The organism is Microbacterium sp. M1A1_1b (genome assembly GCF_053345565.1).
Genome location: NZ_JBKFAJ010000008.1, coordinates 15,443 through 33,717, shown reverse-complemented (window position 1 = coordinate 33,717; position 18,275 = coordinate 15,443). Strand labels below are relative to the sequence as shown.

The following is an 18,275-nucleotide window of genomic DNA, read 5'->3' as shown; positions in this document are numbered from 1 at the left end:
CCTGCCGGCCCGGTCGCGCCGCTACGCTGAGCGCATGAGCACCGACGCCCCGCTGTCCGGCACCCAGCTGACCATCTCCGCCGCCGGCTCCACCGCCCGGATCGCGACCGTCGGGGCCACACTCCGCTCCCTGCAGCACCACGACCGCGACCTGGTCGTGCCCTTCGACGCCGACCAGGTGCGCCCTGCGTTCCGCGGCGCGGTGCTCGCCCCGTGGCCGAACCGGGTCGTCGACGGCCGCTACACGTTCGACGGCCAGGACCACGAGCTCGCACTCACCGAACCGAAGCGCTCGCACGCGCTGCACGGGCTCGCCGCGTGGACCGACTTCGACGTCGAGTCCGTCGCCGCCGACCGCGTCGTGCTCACGACGACCGTGCCGGCACAAGAGGGGTACCCGTTCCGCGTCGTGGTCCGGGTCGAGTACCGGATCGACGCCGACGGGCTGCACACGACGGTCACCGGCACGAACACCGGCGACCGTCCGGCACCGTGGGGGACCGGCCCGCACCCCTACCTGGTCGCGGGACCCGGCACGGTCGACGACTGGACGCTGACGCTGCCCGCGTCCCATGTGCTCGAGGTCACGCCCGACCGTCTGGTGCCGACCGACCTGGTCCCCGTGCACGACGAGTTCGACCTGCGCACCCCGACGCCGATCGGCTCCCGGTTCATCGACCACGCCTTCACGGGTTTCCACCGCGACGCCCAGGGCGCCGCGACGATCACGCTGACGGCAGCGGACAGCCACGGCGTGCGCATGCTCTTCGGCACGGACTGCCCGTGGGCGCAGGTGCACACGGCCGACCACGTGGTGCCCGAGTACCACCGCGTCGGGCTGGCCGTCGAACCGATGACCTGCGCGCCGGACGCCTTCAACGCCGGCCCCGACCGTGGGCTCGTCGTGCTCGAGCCCGGCGCCTCGCACCCCGCCTCGTGGACGATCCAGGCGGTCTGACCCCGCGGATCGCGTCGCGCCGGCTGGACACGGTCGATCTCGAGGCGCTCGCCGTCGGGCAGCGTGGCCCGTTCGTCTGGCTCGACTCGGCGTTGCCCGCAGGGGCGCCGCCGGGTGCGCGGGACCGTGCGCGCTGGTCCGTCCTGGCACCGTGCGACGGCCCGTTCGCCACGCGGTTCCGGCACCACGGACGTCGCGCGGTGCTCGACGTGCCGTCGGCTGCCACGACCTGGTTCGGTCCGACCCGTTCCGAGGACCGTCCGGCCTTCGCGGTGCTCGCCGACCTGCTGGAGTGCACGCCCACCCTCGACGAGCCGTTCCCCGGGTTCGGCTTCGCGCTCGGGTGGGTCGGGTTCCTGGGGTACGAGCTCGGCCGTGAGTCCGGCGGAGCGGACCGGACCGCTGCCGCACACCCCGATGCCGAGCTGTGGTTCGTGGACCGTGCGGTCGTGGTCCGCGACGACGGTGCCGCGTGGGCGCTCGCCCTGGTGAGCGACGCGGAACCGGCGGCGACGGCGGCGAACCGGGCGTGGCTCGCGTCGGTGACCGCATCCGGAGCCGTGCTCGGCGGGGCGGACCGGGCCACGGGCCTCCCGTCCGGGGTGGCGGCGACCGGTCGCGTGACGCGCGCCACCCACGAACGCTCGGTCGACGCGTGCCGCGCCGAGATCCGCGACGGCAACGCGTTCCAGGTGTGCCTGACGACCGCCTTCGCCCTGCCGGCACCCGGCCTGGAGGCCCGGCTCGGCCCCGGTGGGGACCCGCAGCTCGACGAGTACCTGCGGATGCGCGCGGCGGACCCGGTGCCGTTCGGTGCGTACCTGCGGCTCGGCCCGCTGCGCGTGGCCAGCCGCTCGCCGGAGCGGTTCCTGCGGGTCGCGGCGGACGGGGCGGTGCTGGCCGAACCGATCAAGGGGACCCGGCGTCGGGTGGCGGACCCGACGGCGGACGCGGCGGTCCGCGCCGAGCTGGCGGTGAGCGTCAAGGACCGCGCCGAGAACGTGATGATCGTCGACCTGATGCGGAACGACCTGTTGCGCACGGCGCTGCCGGGGTCGGTGCACGTCGACCGGCTGTGCGACGTCGAGACGTACGCCAGTGTGCACCAGATGGTCTCGACGATCGGTGCCCGGCTGCCGGCGGGGACCTCGCGCGCCGACGTCGTGCGGGCGGCGTTCCCGCCGGGGTCGATGACGGGGGCACCGAAGACCAGTGCGATGCGGATCGCCGACCGGCTCGAGGGTGCGCCGCGCGGGGTGTACTCGGGGGCGATCGGGTACTTCTCGGCGAGCGGCGCGGTCGACCTGTCGGTGGTGATCCGCACACTGGTGACGGTGGTCGGTCCTGCTGGGGCGGCCGTCTCGCGGACGCTCGGGGCCGGTGGGGCGGTGACGTGGTCGTCGGTCGCCGCCGACGAAGCCACCGAGGTCGAGACCAAGACCCGCTCGGTGCTCGGCAGCCTGGGGGCCGTCGCGCACTGGTGACCGTCGATCGAATGCGTGTTCGATCAACGTTGTCCACGGATGTCGGACGCGGTTGACATCATCGAACACATGTTCGAATATGAGGGCATGCAGACAGCGGCGGCACTCCGGTCGCCCGACTCGGAACGGGTCGGGCGCGGTGCTCCCGAGCGCGGCGCGGCGGCCCGTGCCCGTGCCGGTGCAGCGCGGGGGAGCGACCCCCTGGGGGATGCCCGGGCGGCGCTCGACCGCATCACGTCGTTGCGCTCGCGGGTCTCCGACATGGAGTCCACCCGCGTCGACACGGCCGGGCTGCCCACCGCTCCGGCGCTCGAGTCGCTGCTGCCCGGCGGCGCGATCCGCGTCGGGGGCACGTACGCGGTGCCCGAGTCGGTGCTGCTCGCCATCACCATGCTGCAGGCGGCCTCGGCGTCGGGGGCGTGGTGTGCGGTCGTCGGTGTGCCGTCCTTCGGGGTCGAAGCCGCCGCGGCCGCCGGCATCGACCTCGAGCGGCTCGTCCTGGTCCCCGATCCGGGCGACCAGTGGCTGGCGGTGACGGCCGCGATGGCCGACGTCGCCCAGATCGTCCTGACCCGCCCGCTCGGCCGGGTCGTGCCCGGTGACGTCGCACGGCTGTCCGCGCGGCTGCGGCAGCGTGGTGGCGCCCTCGTCGCGCTCGGCTCGTGGCCGGGGGCCGACGTCACGCTCCGGGTCACCGCGTCGACGTGGAACGGGATCGGACAGGGGCACGGCCACCTGACCGAGCGGCGTGCCACCGTGACGGCGACCGGGCGGGCCGGTGCCGGGCGTCCGACCAGCGCCGAGCTGCTGCTGCCGGCGGCCGACGGCACCGTGCGCGCGGTGACCTCGGCACCCGTGGCGCTGCCGGGCGGCGGGTCCGCTGTCGACCACGTCGACGCGCGGGAACTGCGGCCCGTGGCGGTGGCGTCGTGATCGCCCGGGGGCGAGTCCGCGCCGACGCGATCGCCCGCGGCGGTGCCCTCCCCGAACCGCCACCCACCCGGACCATCGTGCTCTGGTGCCCGGACTGGCCCGTCATCGCTGCCGCCCGGGCCGCCGGGTGTCCGCCCGAGCAGCCCTTCGCCGTGGTGGCGAAGGGCCTGGTCTTCGCCAGCTCCGCGAGCGCACGGCAGCAGGGCGTCGTCCGGGGCATCCGGATCCGCGAAGCCCAGGCACGCTGTCCCGGACTCGTCGTGCAGCCCTACGACGACGCTCTCGACCACCGCGCGTTCGAACCGGTCATCCGCGCGGTCGAAGCCGCAGTGCCCGGCGTCGAGGTGGTCCGCCCCGGCACCCTCGCGCTGCGCTCCCGGGGGCCGGCGCGCTACTACGGCGGTGAACGAGCCGCCGCGTCGACCCTGGCGGGCATCGCGGCCGACCACGGCGCCCCGATGGTCCGAGCCGGGGTGGCGGACACCCCGTTCGCGGCAGAACAGGCCGCCCATGCCCGTCCGGTGCGCCCGGGGGAGCGGGTGCGGATCGTGCCCGTTGCGGCCTCGGCCGAGTTCCTGGCGGCGCTGCCCCTCGGCGTGCTCGGCGACCCGGAGCTGGCGACCGTGCTCGACCGGCTGGGCATCGTCACCCTGGGGCAGTTCGCGGCGCTCAGCGACGAGCAGGTCCGCGACCGGTTCGGCGTGCCCGGGGCGTTCCTGCACCGGTTGGCAGCCGGGCGCGACCCGCGCGAGATCGCTGCGCGCGCGGTCCCGCCCGAGCTCCGGGTGGAAGCCGCGTTCGAGCCCCCGCTCGACCGCGCCGACCAGATCGCGTTCGCGTTCCGGCGGTCGGCGGACGACTTCGCGACGCGACTCCGGGCCGCGGGGCTCGTGGCCACCACCATCCGTGTCGGCATCGTCGACGAGCGGGACATCCTGCTCGAGCGCACGTGGGCGCACCCCCGCTGGTTCGACGCCGCCGACGTGGTCGACCGGGTGCGCTGGCAGCTGGCGGGTGGTGTCGACCCGACCGGGCTCGAAGCCCCGGTGACCTCGGTCGTGCTCGAACCCGTGGCCGTCGACGACATGGCGAACCACGAGAGCGGGCTCTGGGGCTCCGGACCGGACGAGCGCGTGCACCACGGCCTCGCCCGCATCCAGGGCATGGTCGGGCACGACGGCGTGGTCAGCCCCCGGGTCGGCGGCGGGCGCACCCTGTCCGAACGCATCGTCCTGGTGCCGTGGGGCGATGCCCCGCCCGGTGGCGAGCGCGCCCTGGCGACCGTGCGCGACCGGCCCTGGCCCGGCAAGCTGCCGGGGCCACCACCCGCCACGGTGCTCGAACGACCGCGTCCGGTCGACGTGGTCGCGGTGGACGGCACCAGCGTCGACGTCGACGAGCGCGGCGTCCTGTCGGGCGTCCCCGGTCGTTTCCGTGCCGAGGGCGACCGCGGTGGGGGCTTCGCGGCGGTGACGGCGTGGGCCGGACCGTGGCCGCTCGTCGTGCGCTGGTGGGAAGCCGGTGGGCGGCGGCTGCACCGGCTGCAGCTCGTCGACGCCGAGGGTCGCGCCTGGTACCTCGTGCTGGCGGACCACCGCTGGTGGGCCGAGGCGATCGCGACGTGACGACGACGATGCGTGTGATGACGAGTGCGCCGCGTGCGGTGACGATGCGTGCGGTGACGGGCGCACCGCCTGCGGTGACGATGACGAGGGGGGCCTGATGGGCTACAGCAACCCGCCGATCCCGTGGTCGGCGTTCGAGCGCGCCCTGTCCGACAAGCGGAGCCCCGGGTCCTCGCACGACGGCGACGGCGGCGACAGCCCGGCGTGGTCGCGCAAGCGTGAGCCCTACGCGCCCCAGACACCGGTGCCGGACGGCACGGACGGGCCGCCCGCGGTGCCGTACGCCGAACTGCACGCGCACTCGACCTTCAGCTTCCTCGACGGCGCCAGCCAGCCCGAGCACCTCTTCGAGGAAGCCGCCCGCCTGCGCCTGCACGCCCTGGCGTTGACCGACCACGACGGCCTGTACGGTGCCGCCCGGATGGCCGAGGTCGCCGAGGCGTACCCGACCGTCGGCACCGTCTACGGCACCGAGCTCTCACTCGGGTTGACGGCGCCGCAGAACGGCGTGCCCGACCCCGAGGGCTCGCACCTGCTGCTGCTCGCCGACGGGCAGGACGGCTACCACCGGCTGGCGGGAGCGATCACGAGCGCACACCTGGCCGCCGGGTCCGAGAAGGGACGGCCGCGGTACGACCTCGACGACCTGGCCGCACGGAGCGACGGACACTGGCGGGTGCTCACGGGGTGCCGGAAGGGCACCGTGCGCCAGGCGCTCGAACAGGGTGGCGAGTCGGCGGCCGACACCGCACTGCGGGCGCTGCTCGACCGGTTCGGCACCGGCAACGTCGTGGTCGAGCTGCTCGACCACGGCGACCCACTCGACAGCGCCAGGAACGACCTGCTCGCCACGCTCGCCGCTCGGCACGCGCTGCCGCTCGTGGCGACGGGCAACGTCCACTACGCCACGCCGGACCGCTTCCCGGTGGCGACGGCGCTCGCCGCGGTCCGGGCGCGCCGCAGCCTCGACGAGCTCGACGGCTGGTTGCCGGCGGCCGACACGGCGCACCTGCGGTCCGGCGTCGAGATGACCCGACGGTTCGCGCGGTACCCGGGTGCGATCGAGAACACCGTGCGGATCGCGGACGAGATCGGGTTCCAGCTGAAGACGGTCAAGCCCGGGCTGCCCGACCTGGACGTCCCCGACGGGCACACCGCGATGTCGTGGTTGCGCGAGCTCACCTGGACCGGCGCCAGGCGGTTCTACCCGGGCAGCGCCGACGGGGTCGATCCGCACAAGCGGGCACGCATCGAGCGCGAGCTGGCCGTGATCGAGGACAAGAACTTCCCCGGGTACTTCCTGATCGTGCGGGACATGGTGCAGTTCGCCCGGGGTCGCGGCATCCTGTGCCAGGGGCGTGGCTCGGCGGCGAACTCGGCCGTCTGCTACCTGCTGGAGATCACCGCGGTGGACTCGATCCGGTACGGCCTGCCCTTCGAACGGTTCCTGTCGGCCATGCGTGACGAAGAGCCCGACATCGACGTCGACTTCGACTCCGACCGGCGCGAAGAGGTGATCCAGTACGTCTACGACAAGTACGGCCGGTACAACGCGGCCCAGGTGGCGAACGTGATCACCTACCGGCCGAAGGGGGCCGTCCGCGACATGGCGAAGGCGCTCGGCCACAGCCCCGGTCAGCAGGACGCCTGGTCGAAGCAGGTCGAGCGGTGGGGATCGATCACCGAGAGCCAGGACCACGACATCCCACCAGCGGTCGTCGGGCTGGCCAGCGACGTCCTCGGGTTCCCACGGCACCTCGGCATCCACTCGGGCGGCATGGTGCTGACCGACCGCCCCGTCGGCGAGGTCGTGCCGATCGAGCACGCACGGATGGACGGCCGCACGGTGCTGCAGTGGGACAAGGACGACTGCGCCTACATGGGGCTCGTGAAGTTCGACATGCTCGGGCTCGGCATGCTCGCGGCGCTGCAGTACTCGTTCGACCTGGCGGCAGAACACTGCGGGGAGCGCTGGGAGATGCACTCCATCCCGAAAGAGGAGCAGGGCGTCTACGACCAGTTGTGCCGGGCGGACACGATCGGGGTCTTCCAGGTCGAGTCCCGCGCGCAGATGGGCACGCTGCCCCGGCTGCTGCCCAGGCGGTTCTACGACCTGGTGATCGAGGTGGCACTGGTGCGTCCCGGGCCGATCCAGGGTGGCGCCGTACACCCGTACATCCGTCGCCGCACCGGCGAAGAACCCATCACCTACATGCACCCGTCGCTCGAACCGGTGCTGGAACGGACCCTGGGCGTGCCGCTGTTCCAAGAGCAGCTCATGCAGATGGCCATCGCGGTCGGCAACTGCTCGGGGGACGACGCCGACCTGCTGCGGCGGGCGATGGGGTCCAAACGTGGGCACGAGAAGATCGACCGGCTGCGCGACAAGCTCTACGCGGGCATGGCGGACAACGGCATCCACGGGGCGGACGCCGACGCGATCTACGCGAAGATCCAGGCGTTCGCGAACTTCGGCTTCGCCGAGAGCCACTCGATCAGCTTCGCCCTGATCGTCTACGCCAGCGCGTGGATGCGGCTGCACTACCCGGGCGCATTCCTGGCCGCCCTGCTCCGGGCGCAGCCGATGGGCTTCTACTCGCCGCAGACGCTGGTCGCCGACGCCCGACGGCACGGGGTGCAGGTGCTCCGGCCGGACATCCTGCGGTCCGGGGTCGACGCCACGCTCGAGCCGATCGAGGGTACTGCCGGGTCCGGGGACGACGGGCAGGGTCCCAGCGGGACCGCCAACGGACTCGGGGACGATGCCTGTCTGCAGACCGAGCAGCCGCCGGTGTTGCCCTTCGACAGGACGCGGCCCGACGACACGGCCCGGCACCGGCGGGACGGCGGGTCGGCAGTGCGGCTCGGGCTGGTCGAGGTGGCCTCGCTCGGTCGACGCACCGCGGAACGCATCGTCGCGGAGCGCGACACGAACGGTCCCTTCACGGACATGTCCGACCTGGCGCGCCGGGTCGGACTGACCACCGCGCAGCTCGAGGCCCTGGCGGCAGCGGACGCGTTCGCGCCGTTCGGTGTCGACCGCCGCGGGGGCATGTGGTCCGCGGCACAGGCGGCAGCCGAACGCCCCGACCAGCTGCCCGACACCCAGGTCGTCGTGCAGCCGCCGTTGTTCGGACAGATGACGAGCGGCGACGTCCTGATCGCCGACATGTGGTCGACGGGCATGACCACCGACGACCACCCCGTGTCCCACGTCCGCCAGCGCCTGTCCGTCGGGAAGGTGCTCAGCGTGGCGGACCTGGCAGCGGCAGAAACCGGTCGGCGGATCGAGGTCGGCGGGATCGTGACCCACCGGCAGCGTCCGGCGACGGCGTCGGGGATCACGTTCCTCAACGTCGAGGACGAGACCGGTCTGGTGAACGTGATCTGCAGCGTCGGGGTGTGGGGACGCTACCGGCGGGTGGCGCGCGAGTCGCCGGCCGTGGTGGTGCGGGGGATCCTCGAGCGCTCACCCGAGGGCGTGGTCAACGTGGTCGCCGACCGCATCGAGCGGTTGTCGCTGTCCGTGCGGACACGGTCCCGCGACTTCCAGTGACCGCCGCAGGGTCGTCCAGCGTGCTCAGTGCGCCGCCGGCACGCGGATCGTGACCTCGAGGCCCCCCGACCGCACGTTCCGCAGCGACGCGGTCCCGCCGGCACGCTCGGCCACCGCACGCACGATCGCCAGCCCCAGACCCGAGCCACCCGGCAGCGGGATCACGCCGGTCGCCGGGTCGGGTGCCGGGCGGGACTTGCGTGCCTCGTCGGGTCGGGTGAACCGGTCGAAGGCGACGGGCACGAAGGTCTCGGGGACGCCGGGGCCGTCGTCGGTGACCTGCAGCTCGCCCACGTCGCCGTCCGTCCGCCAGGTCACCAGGATGCCGCCGCCGCGGGGGAGCGCCGCCACGGCGTTCCCGGCGATGTTCGTGACGAGCTGCGCCATCCCGCCGGTGTCCAGGTGGTAGTGCGGCTCGGTGGCACCGGACTCGGGTGCCTCGAGGTCGAAGTCGACGGTGACGTCCTTCGTGCTCGCGATGAGACGGACCCGGTCGACGGCGGCCATCACCTCGTCGCCCAGGTCTGACCAGGCGGTCAGCGGGCGTTGGTCGCCGTCCTCGGAGCGCCGCTCGGACTCCTCGATGCGGGACAGCGTCAACAGGTCGTTCGCCAGGCGGGACAGGCGGGCGACGTTGTTCTTCGCCCGCTCGATGTGGCCGGCGAGCGCCTGGGCGTCGTCGGCGTCGAGCGACGCCAGGTCGAGCTGGGTCGTCAGGATCGCCAGCGGGGTGCGCAGCTCGTGGGACGCGTCGGACACCATCTGGCGTTCGCGCTCGGTCGCCTGCCGTGTGCGGGCCAGGAACGCGTTGAGGGTGGTCGCCAGCGAGGCGAGCTCGTCCTGCGCCGGACCGACGGGCAGTTCGGCCCGTTCCGGGGCGACCGACAGCCGCTCGGCCTCGCGGCGCATCCGGTTCACGGGGCGCAGTGCCGCGGTCGCGAGCACCCACGATGCGATGCCGAACGCCACAAGGATGGCGAGGCCGGTGATCGACAGGGTGGTGGTCAGGTCGTCGACGACCAGGGCCTCGGCCTGCGAGTTGCGGGCCGCCACGACGGTCCACCGGCCGGCACCGTTCACCGGGTGCTCGACGACCACGCGGTACTCGGACCCGGAGACGTCGATCACGGATGTACCGGCTTCGGTCGACCGCAGGCTGCCGAGCGCGCGTTCGACCCGGCTTGGCATCGTCGAGAGCTTGATCTCGCCGGTCGGTGAGACCACGGCGACCAGCTGGGCGTTGCCGGGCGAGGACAGTGCGGGGTCGCTGTCCACCTCGAGCGTGGCGACGTACGGGTCGGCGTCGGCGTCGAGCAGGGTGTGCGTGGCGGACGCGACCACGCTCACGACCTGGAACCGCATGACCAGGACGAGCAGCACGATCACGACGGCCGCGATGGCGGTCGAGCCGATCGTGATCCGCGACCGGAGGGACAGCAGGCCGAGCGGCCTGATCAGACGCATCGGGAGTGCGGTCTGCGGGTCAGGAACCGAGCAGGTCGAGGCGGTAGCCCCGGCCGCGCACGGTGGCGATGGCGACGGTTGCCTCGTGCGACGTCAGCTTCTTGCGCAGGTACGAGATGTACTGCTCGACGACGTTCGGGTCGACGTGCTGCGACCCGTCCCAGACCTCTTCGAGGATCTTGGGCCGGTCGACGACTGTGCCGACGGAGCGGGCGAGCAGTCGGAGCAGCGCGAACTCGGTCGGGCTGACGGCCACGCGCTGGCCCTGGATCGAGACCCGGCGGGCCTCGGAGTCGATGGAGACGTCGCCGACCTCGATCGTGCGCGGGGCGCCGGTGGCCTCGCGTCGCCCGAGTGCCCGGAGCCGGGCGGTCAGTTCGGCGAACGCGAAGGGCTTCGTGAGGTAGTCGTCGGCACCGGCGTCGAGACCGAACACCCGGTCGTCGACGGCGTCGCGCGCGGTCACCAGGAGGATCCGCACGGGGTCCTCGCGTTCGCGGATCCGTCGAGCCAGTTCGAACCCGGACATGCCGGGCATCATGACGTCGACCACCGCCAGGTCGAACGCCTGCTCGCCGAGCGCGATGAGCGCCTCGACACCGTTCTCGACCGCCGTGACGCGGTACCCCTCGGCAGCGAGCCCGCGTTCCATGAGGGCGCGCATCTCGTCGTCGTCCTCGACCACCAACAACCGCATAGTGGACCTCCTGGGACCCACTCTGGCATCGAACCGCACGTTCGTGGCGTTCCCACGAGCATCCTGACTGAATCTCGTCACAGTCGGACCCGTGCAGACGGGCCCGGTGGCCCGCGATCGAGGGACATGAGCGGTCCCTGAGTGCTTGGTAAGCTCCGCGGTGGACGCTGTACCCGACAGAACGTCCTGTCTCTGGGGGACCCATGATCGACCGACCCGAACGCGCCGACCACCCGGCCATCGCCCGCCTCCGCGTCGAACTCGACGCCGCATGGAAGAGCATGCGCACCCTCGCCGAGGTCGACGACGACCTGCGCGCGCGGATCATCGCCGAGCTGCGTGGTGCGGTGCCGGACATGGCGGGTCGAGCAGCCCACGAGGCCGGACACCAGGCGGTGGTCGCCGAGATCCGACGGTTCGCCGACATCGACGTGGACGCGACCGACGCGGAACGGCCCACGTGCGCGATCTGGGGCGAGATCGTCGACATGGCGTCGGTCGCCGCCATGGCTGCCGCCCACGACCCCGCCCCGGTCACCGGCGCCCGGCGGTAGCGCCGGCCCGCCGCCAGAGCTCAGTCGTCCTCGCCGAGCAGCTCCTCGCGCACGCGGCGGATGTCCTCGAGCAGCGCGCCGATCAGGATCCAGTGCCGCGAGTTCGGTCGCACCACCGCGAGCGGCGCCGTCAGGGCCGGTTCGTGCGGGTCGTCGCCCACGTGCAGGTCCTGGGTCACGGCGAGCTCCGTCGTCTCGACCTGTGCCCCGAGCGCCCGCAGGTCGGCGCCGATGCGCGCCACCTCGGTCGCGATGCGTCCCACCATCGGGTCGTCACGCAGGTCGGGGGCGGTGTTGTCCCGGATCGCCCGGGTCATGCCCGTGACGCGGGTCACCAGGACCCGCAGGTGTTCGGCGACGACCACGTCCCGTTCCAGGACCGTCCGCAGCCGGCCACCCCGCGGGTTCATCGTCAGCGACTCCTGCGCCGACCCCAGCGACGCCTCGGCCTGCGCGTGCTGCTGGCGGAGCGCCCGCGCCCGGAGCAGCGCCTCGTGCCACCGGTCGTGGTCCCACCCCTCGGTCAGGCCGATCGCCACCCGTTCGAACGCGACCGCGGTGTCCCGGGCCAGCCGAGCGACCGCCAGGTGCCCCGGGCGCAGCAGCACCGGCGGCACGATGGCGGCGTTGACGACCAGGGCCACCGCGGCGCCGAGCACGGTCTCGAGCACCCGGTCGGCCGAGTAGTTCGGCGTCACCACGCCGGCCGTCAGCACGAGCATGCCGCTGATGCCGACCTGGGTGGCCGAGGTCGGCGTCAGGCGCAGTGCCCAGGCGATGGTGATCGCGAGCACGATGACGAGCAGCACGACCCACACCGAGTCCCCGAGCAGGAAGTGCAACCCGGTCGCGAGCACGACCCCGAGGACCACGCCGGCGCTCCGCTCGAGGCCCTTCACGAACGACTGGTTGATGCTCGGCTGCACGACGAGCAGCGCCGCGATGGCCGCGAAGGTCGGGAACGGTCCCTGGATCAGCAGGCGGCAGAGCAGGACGGCCGCGACCACGGCGACGGCGGTCTTGACGACCTGCAGCAGGGGTGTGCGCTTCGAGCTGCGGAGGCGCGCGACCGGGTTCACGACCCCAACGCTAGCCACGGTCCGCACGCCGAGCCGTGCACGAACGCGACGAAACGGTGCCGACACGGTTGACTGATCCCGTGTGGCCGAATCACGAGCGCGTCATCCCGGAGGCCTTCGTCGGCTCCGGGACGTCCGTCGTGGCCGCGCGGGCCCACTCGGTCGAGCCGTCGGGCAACGGCTACCTGTACGGCTACGAGGTCGACACCGTCGACCGGGCCGGTCAGCGCGCCACGGTCCTGACCTACGTCGACACCGGCGGCAACCACGACCAGAACAGTGCGCTCGTCACCGATCCCGCCACCAACGAGCCGGTGTCGGTGTGGGCGTACCCGAACGACCCGGGACTGCCCGTCCTGCCGCAGGTCACCTACCGTGACGCCGTCGCCGAACTCCTGACGACCCTCGGCATGCCGGTGACGAACCCGACCCTGACCGTCGCGGCCTACCGCCCGGGCAAGCGCGCCGTCGTGCGGGTCGACGCGCCCGAGGGAACGCTCTTCCTGAAGGTCGTCCGGCCACACCGGGTCGCGCCGATCGTGCGGACCCACGAGCAGTTCGTCGCCGCTGGGCTCCCCGTGCCGCGCGTGCTGTCGAGCCGCGGGGACGGACTGCTCGTCCTCGAGCGCATCCGCGGCGTGCCGGCGGGCAGTCGCATCCTCGACATCGCCGACGACCCGCGGTTCGTCGCGTCGCTCGCCGCGCTGACCGGGCGGATCGCGACGGTGCCGATGACGCAGCAGGCCCGTGCCGACGCGATGGACCACGCCGACTGGCACCGCCGCACCCTGGTGTCCGCGCTGCCCCAGGACGCGCAGCAGATCGACGAGCTCTACGACGCGATCGGCCGTCGCTCGATCGGCTGGGCCGCGGCGACGAAACAGGTCGTGCACGGCGACCTGCACCTCGAGCAGGTCTTCGTCGACGAGGCCGAGCCGTGGCGGATCTCCGGGTTGCTCGACATCGACACGGCGGGCTGGGGCTACGCCGTCCGGGACATCGGTGCCGTGGTCGCACACCTGGTCGTCACCGGGCTGTGGCACCGTTCGCGCGGCGACGCAGACCGCGGCGCGGCAGCGGAGCGCCTGGCCGACGGCATCGCCCGCGACTGGGCGGCGCGCAACCCGATCGAGGCTGAACGCCTGGGGCCGGCCATCGGCGCACAGCTGCTGGCGCACGCCGGCGGCCAGGCCACCACGGGCTCCGCGAACGGGATCGCCACCGCGGAACAGCTGCTGGCGGCGACGCGTGCGGCGCTCGCGGTACCGGCCCCGCTCCTCCCGTCCGACCCGGCCAGCCGCCCGCGGTCCGCACCGCAGCGCTGACGCCCGTCCCCCGCGCCGACGCGCGCGGGGATCGCGGAGTCGCCTGGACGGGTGGTCCGGGAGTAAACTGACCGCGCACGCACCGCGTGCCCGCGCGTCGCGTCGTCCTCTGGCGCAACGAGTCGACCACGTGGTTGACGTGGGCACCGGGTCCGCGAACGCCCGGGGCGACCAGCCCTGCAGCCTCGCGTGCGTGCGACGGCGCCGGATCCCTCCGCGCAGACCGTCGCATCGGCAGGACGTCACCCGGCGCCCTCGATGGGATCGGTCGCACAGACGTCGTGGGGATCGGCGGGCCACCCTGGCCCGTCGCCGGCATCGGTGCGACGGACGCATCGACGAGACTTCCGCCCGGTCGGGCGGCTCGCCCCGGTCGCGGGGCGGAACAGGAGGAGCCTTGGCTCGATCAGGCACGCGGCGTGCAGCCGGTGGGACGCGGACCGCGTCGCGCCGGACCCGGCCGCTCGACAACGACGGCGTCATCCCGGTGCTCGCCCGCGCGGTGCGCGAGGTCGAGGCAGCCGCGCAGCGCGGACCGCTGAAGACGACGAACCGCACGAAGTTCCAGGCGGTCGCCCTGCTCATGCGCGAGGAACGTGCGCGGGTCAAGGCGGACGCCACACTGACCGACGCGCAGCGCGCCGAGCAGATGAAGCGGCTCGACGGCGTGGCGACGATCCTGGCGAAGACGGCAGCGCGGGACACCAGCGTGATCCAGCTGCTCACCGAAGAAGCCTCGGTCTCCGAGGCCACCCGGACGGTCAAGCGCGACATGATGATCGCGGGCGGCGTCGAGATGCAGCCCGAGGACCTGGTCATCGCGGCCGAGCCGGCGCCGGCGTCCACCGCGCAGGAGCGTGCCGTCGTCCCGCAGGCCGTGGTGCAGCGCCAGCTCGCCAACCCGTTCCTGCCGCCGGACTTCGCCCTGGCCGACCAGCCCGTCGCGCACCCGCGACGCCTGGCGAACTGGGAGCTGTTCGGTCCGCTCTTCAAGTCGTTCGAGTACGGCGCGGGTGGTGGCGCGGCGTCGATGGACCTGCCCGACCCGGGTCCGCTCGGCACGCTCTCCGGCACCAACCTCATGAAGCACCAGGCCGAGCTCGTCGCCGCGGTGGCCGAGGGTCACCGCACGTTCCTGCTCGCTGACGAGCCGGGCCTCGGCAAGACCGCGCAGTCGCTGCTGGCGGCCGAGGCAGCCGGGGCGTACCCGCTGCTGGTCGTCGTGCCGAACGTGGTCAAGACGAACTGGGCGCGTGAAGCAGCCCGTTGGGTGCCGAACCGTCAGGCGACCGTCATCCACGGGGACGGCGACGACCTGGACGGCTTCGCCGACGTCGTGATCGTGAACTACGAGATCCTCGACCGGCACGTCGGCTGGCTCAGCGCGTTCGGGTTCAAGGGGATGGTCGTCGACGAGGCGCACTTCATCAAGAACAAGGACTCGCAGCGTTCGAAGTTCGTGCTGCAGCTGGCCGAGGCGATCCGCGCTCGGACGGCTGCGCCCCTGATGATGGCGCTGACCGGCACCCCGCTGATCAACTCCGTCGAGGACTTCCGCACGATCTGGGAGTACCTCGGCTGGATCGACGACAAGAAGCCCCGTGCCAAGCTCATGAACGAGCTCGAGGACATCGGGCTGACCCCGGCAGACCAGGGGTTCTTCTCCGAGGCTCGTCGTGCCGTGATCGACCTCGGCATCGTCCGGCGCCGCAAGGTCGACGTCGCGGCCGACATCCCCGCGCGGCGCATCGCCGACATCCCGGTCGAGCTCGACGGCGACGAGGGCCGCTCGATCCGCGACGCCGAACGCGAACTCACCGCCAAGCTCGTCCAGCGCTACCACCAGGCGCTCGACGCCCGGACCGGTCAGGCGCCGGTCGAGGGCATCGACCACAAGTTGGTCCGCCAGGTCGCCCGCTGGGAGCTCGAGGACCAGGACGCATCGTCCACCGGCGAGAACGTGTTCTCGATGGTGCGGCGCATCGGCCGTGCCAAGGCGCAGCTGGCGGCGGACTACGCGGCGCAGCTGGCCTCGAACGTCGGCAAGGTCGTGTTCTTCGCCAAGCACCTCGACGTGATGGACCAGGCCGAAGAGGTCTTCGCCCGCCGGGGCCTGCGGACCGCCACGATCCGCGGTGACCAGACGCCCACGCAGCGCACGGCCCAGATCGACGCGTTCGTGAACGACCCGGACGTCGCCGTGATCGTCTGCTCGCTCACCGCCGCCGGTGTCGGGCTGAACCTGCAGGTCGCGTCGAACGTGGTGCTGGCCGAGCTGTCGTGGACGAGCGCCGAACAGACCCAGGCGATCGACCGCGTGCACCGCATCGGGCAGGCAGAGCCGGTCACCGCGTGGCGGATCATCGCCGCCCAGACGATCGACACCAAGATCGCCGAGCTCATCGACTCCAAGGCGGGGCTGGCCGCGCGGGCGCTCGACGGCTCCGACGAGGAACTGGTCGACTCGGGTGACATCCAGCTCGACGCGATGGCGGCCCTGCTCACCGACGCTCTCGAGGGCTGAGACCCGCGGCACGCACCTGCCGCACGCCGACCCCGGCGAGCGTCGCACCCCGCAACGAACATCGCGCCCCGTCTCCACGGGGCGCGATGTTCGTACAGGGGTGCGATCCCAGGGCTGGCCGGGCGCGAAGCCGGCTGCGGTGCCGCACCGGCCTCAGATGCGGGACTGCACCTCGGCCAGGGACGGATTCGTCGCGGTGCTGCCGTCGGGGAACACCAGCGTCGGCACGGTCTGGTTGCCGCCGTTGACCTCGGCGACCAGCTCGGCCGTGCCGGGGGTCTGCTCGATGTCGACCTCGGTGAAGGGCACGCCGGCCTTGGACATCTGGCTCTTCAGGCGCTTGCAGTAGCCGCACCAGGTGGTCGTGAACATCGTGACGCCGCCGGCCTGGGGCACGAACGCGTCGCGGGAGATCGTCTCGCTCATCCCCTCAGGCTAACCCCGGCGTCTGAGCGGTCCGGTCCACCGGTGCGCCCTGGTAGACAGGGACGTGTGACCCAGACGCACCTCGAGATCGAGCGCACGTACGACCTGCCCGACACTGCCGACCTGCCGGACCTGATCGGGGTCGGTGGCATCCTGCAGGTCGACCACCAGGAACCCTTCGAACTCGACGCGACCTACTGGGACACCGCGCGGTACGACCTGGTCGCCGCCCGTGTGACCGTCCGTCGTCGCACGGGTGGCCACGACGCCGGGTGGCACATCAAGCGCGCCGAGTCCGACACCGTCCGGCACGAGCAGCACTTCCCCCTCACCGACGACGCGGACACCGTGCCGGTGGAGGTCCTGGCGGCCCTGTTCACCGAGCGCCGCGGACGGGGCCTGCAGCCCGTCGTGCGGATCACCACCACGCGCACCGTCACCCGCCTGCTCGACGAGGACGGCGACCAGATCGCCGAGCTCGCCGACGACCGCGTCAGTGCCCAGCGGCTGGACGCCGACGCGCCGGCCGACCCGCGCACCTGGCGTGAGGTCGAGGTCGAGACCGTCTCGGGCGTCGACCCGCAGATCGCGCACGAGTTCCTCGGATCGCTGGACGGCCGGTTCCAGGCCGTCGGGGCCGGCCCCGCCGCCGTCGCATCCAAGCTGGCACGCGGGCTGGCCGGCGCACCGGCACCGCGCCTCCAGACCGCCGACAAGCCCGACAAGGGCACGACCGCCCGCGTCATCACCAAGCGGCTCAGAAAGCTGCGCTCCGCGCTGCTCGTCCAGGAGGCCCGGCTGCGGTCCGGCGAGGACGCCGAGCTGCGCGAGACGGCCGCCACCACCCTCGAACTCGCCGCGATCCTGCAGACGTACCGTCCGGCCTTCCCCGACGGGGACGTCTTCGACCGCGCAGCTGCCGGCGCCGAGGACCTGGCGGAGGTCACCGCGCGCGCCGCACTGGCCGACCACCTGGTCGAGCGGCTGCCGCGTGCGAGCAGCCCCGCGCAGGACGAGCTGGTCGACGCGATGACGCGGGAGCGGATCCTGGCGGCGACCCGCGAGCGCCGCGACGAAGCGGTCCGCGACGTCGTGACCGCGCTGCACGGCGAACCGTTCCTGGAACTGCTCGACGCCCTCGACGACGCGGTCGAGCGGCCGACACCGACCCCGTGGTCGTTGCGGTCGCCGAAGAAGGTCGCTCAGGACGTCACCGCGACGGTGAAGCCCGAGGTGCGCGAACTCGTGCGCGACGCGATGGCCGACGACACCTCGGACACCGCAGCCGCACGCGAGGCAGCCGACCGCGCCGCCACCGAGCTCGCCTGGCAGGGGACGATGAGCGCCCGGCTCGCGATGGACGTGCTGGGCGACGACGCCTTCCCGCACGCACTGTGGAAGCGGATCGGCACCGCGGCCGAGGTGCTGACGGAGCGGGTGCGGTCGCTCTGGGCGCTCGACGCACTGCGGACGCTGTCGGGCATCGCCGAGCGCGCCGGCGAGAGCACGTTCGCGTACGGCGTGCTGGCCGGGGACCGCGTGCGGCTGGCCGAGGAGTCCTACGACGAGGCGGTGCACGCACTCAACCGCGTGTGAGCGCGTCGCGCGTGCGCGCCGTGCGCGGTCGAGGGAGCAGGAGTCGTCGGGTCC

Annotated in this window: 13 protein-coding genes; 9 read left to right on the top strand and 4 right to left on the bottom strand. The window is 73.0% G+C overall.

What is annotated here, in order from left to right; translation table 11 throughout:
* Nucleotides 1-34 precede the first annotated feature (34 nt).
* The 5 genes from ACLBWP_RS15885 to ACLBWP_RS15865 all read left to right on the top strand — a co-directional run bounded on the left by ACLBWP_RS15885 (nt 35) and on the right by ACLBWP_RS15865 (nt 8,556).
* A complete protein-coding gene (locus tag ACLBWP_RS15885; RefSeq protein ID WP_447655882.1) occupies nt 35-958 on the top strand; it encodes an aldose 1-epimerase family protein in 924 nt (307 codons plus the stop codon).
* On the top strand, nt 937-2,442 hold the full coding sequence (locus tag ACLBWP_RS15880; protein ID WP_447655881.1) for an anthranilate synthase component I family protein: 1,506 nt from the start codon (nt 937-939) through the stop codon (nt 2,440-2,442). The genes ACLBWP_RS15885 and ACLBWP_RS15880 overlap by 22 nt, the downstream gene beginning before the upstream one ends.
* A gap of 69 nt (nt 2,443-2,511) precedes the next feature.
* Nucleotides 2,512-3,375, top strand: a complete 864-nt coding sequence (locus tag ACLBWP_RS15875; protein ID WP_243564431.1) for a hypothetical protein — start codon at nt 2,512-2,514, stop codon at nt 3,373-3,375.
* The gene (locus tag ACLBWP_RS15870; protein ID WP_447655880.1) at nt 3,372-5,000 is read left to right on the top strand and encodes a DNA polymerase Y family protein; all 1,629 of its coding nucleotides are present in this window, start codon (nt 3,372-3,374) and stop codon (nt 4,998-5,000) included. The genes ACLBWP_RS15875 and ACLBWP_RS15870 overlap by 4 nt, the downstream gene beginning before the upstream one ends.
* Before the next feature lie 97 nt (nt 5,001-5,097).
* Complete coding sequence (locus ACLBWP_RS15865) at nt 5,098-8,556, top strand: error-prone DNA polymerase (protein WP_447655879.1); 3,459 nt, start codon at nt 5,098-5,100, stop codon at nt 8,554-8,556.
* A gap of 24 nt (nt 8,557-8,580) precedes the next feature.
* Here the strand turns inward: ACLBWP_RS15865 and ACLBWP_RS15860 are convergent, their stop codons facing one another.
* On the bottom strand, nt 8,581-10,020 hold the full coding sequence (locus ACLBWP_RS15860; protein ID WP_243564345.1) for a sensor histidine kinase: 1,440 nt from the start codon (nt 10,018-10,020) through the stop codon (nt 8,581-8,583).
* Nucleotides 10,021-10,039: 19 nt separating this feature from the next.
* Nucleotides 10,040-10,717: a response regulator transcription factor gene (locus ACLBWP_RS15855; protein WP_243564346.1), complete on the bottom strand. Its 678-nt coding sequence runs from the start codon at nt 10,715-10,717 to the stop codon at nt 10,040-10,042.
* Nucleotides 10,718-10,920: 203 nt separating this feature from the next.
* On the opposite strand from ACLBWP_RS15855, the gene ACLBWP_RS15850 reads away from it, so the two are divergent.
* On the top strand, nt 10,921-11,271 hold the full coding sequence (locus ACLBWP_RS15850) for a hypothetical protein (protein ID WP_243564347.1): 351 nt from the start codon (nt 10,921-10,923) through the stop codon (nt 11,269-11,271).
* A 20-nt stretch (nt 11,272-11,291) separates the two neighbouring features.
* Here ACLBWP_RS15850 and ACLBWP_RS15845 read toward each other — a convergent pair whose 3' ends face one another.
* Nucleotides 11,292-12,350 carry an FUSC family protein gene (locus ACLBWP_RS15845; protein WP_243564348.1) on the bottom strand — a complete coding sequence of 353 codons (1,059 nt, stop codon included), beginning with the start codon at nt 12,348-12,350 and terminating at the stop codon, nt 11,292-11,294.
* Nucleotides 12,351-12,430: 80 nt separating this feature from the next.
* Here ACLBWP_RS15845 and ACLBWP_RS15840 point away from each other — a divergent pair, with 80 nt between their 5' ends.
* Both ACLBWP_RS15840 and ACLBWP_RS15835 read left to right on the top strand, forming a co-directional pair.
* Nucleotides 12,431-13,675 carry an aminoglycoside phosphotransferase family protein gene (locus ACLBWP_RS15840; protein WP_243564349.1) on the top strand — a complete coding sequence of 415 codons (1,245 nt, stop codon included), beginning with the start codon at nt 12,431-12,433 and terminating at the stop codon, nt 13,673-13,675.
* A 397-nt stretch (nt 13,676-14,072) separates the two neighbouring features.
* Nucleotides 14,073-16,199: a DEAD/DEAH box helicase gene (locus tag ACLBWP_RS15835; protein WP_243564350.1), complete on the top strand. Its 2,127-nt coding sequence runs from the start codon at nt 14,073-14,075 to the stop codon at nt 16,197-16,199.
* Nucleotides 16,200-16,352: 153 nt separating this feature from the next.
* On the opposite strand, the gene ACLBWP_RS15830 is transcribed toward ACLBWP_RS15835, so the two are convergent.
* Complete coding sequence (locus ACLBWP_RS15830; RefSeq protein ID WP_243564351.1) at nt 16,353-16,625, bottom strand: mycoredoxin; 273 nt, start codon at nt 16,623-16,625, stop codon at nt 16,353-16,355.
* A 66-nt stretch (nt 16,626-16,691) separates the two neighbouring features.
* On the opposite strand from ACLBWP_RS15830, the gene ACLBWP_RS15825 reads away from it, so the two are divergent.
* Nucleotides 16,692-18,221, top strand: a complete 1,530-nt coding sequence (locus ACLBWP_RS15825) for a CYTH and CHAD domain-containing protein (RefSeq protein WP_447655878.1) — start codon at nt 16,692-16,694, stop codon at nt 18,219-18,221.
* The last annotated feature ends 54 nt before the right edge of the window (nt 18,222-18,275 follow it).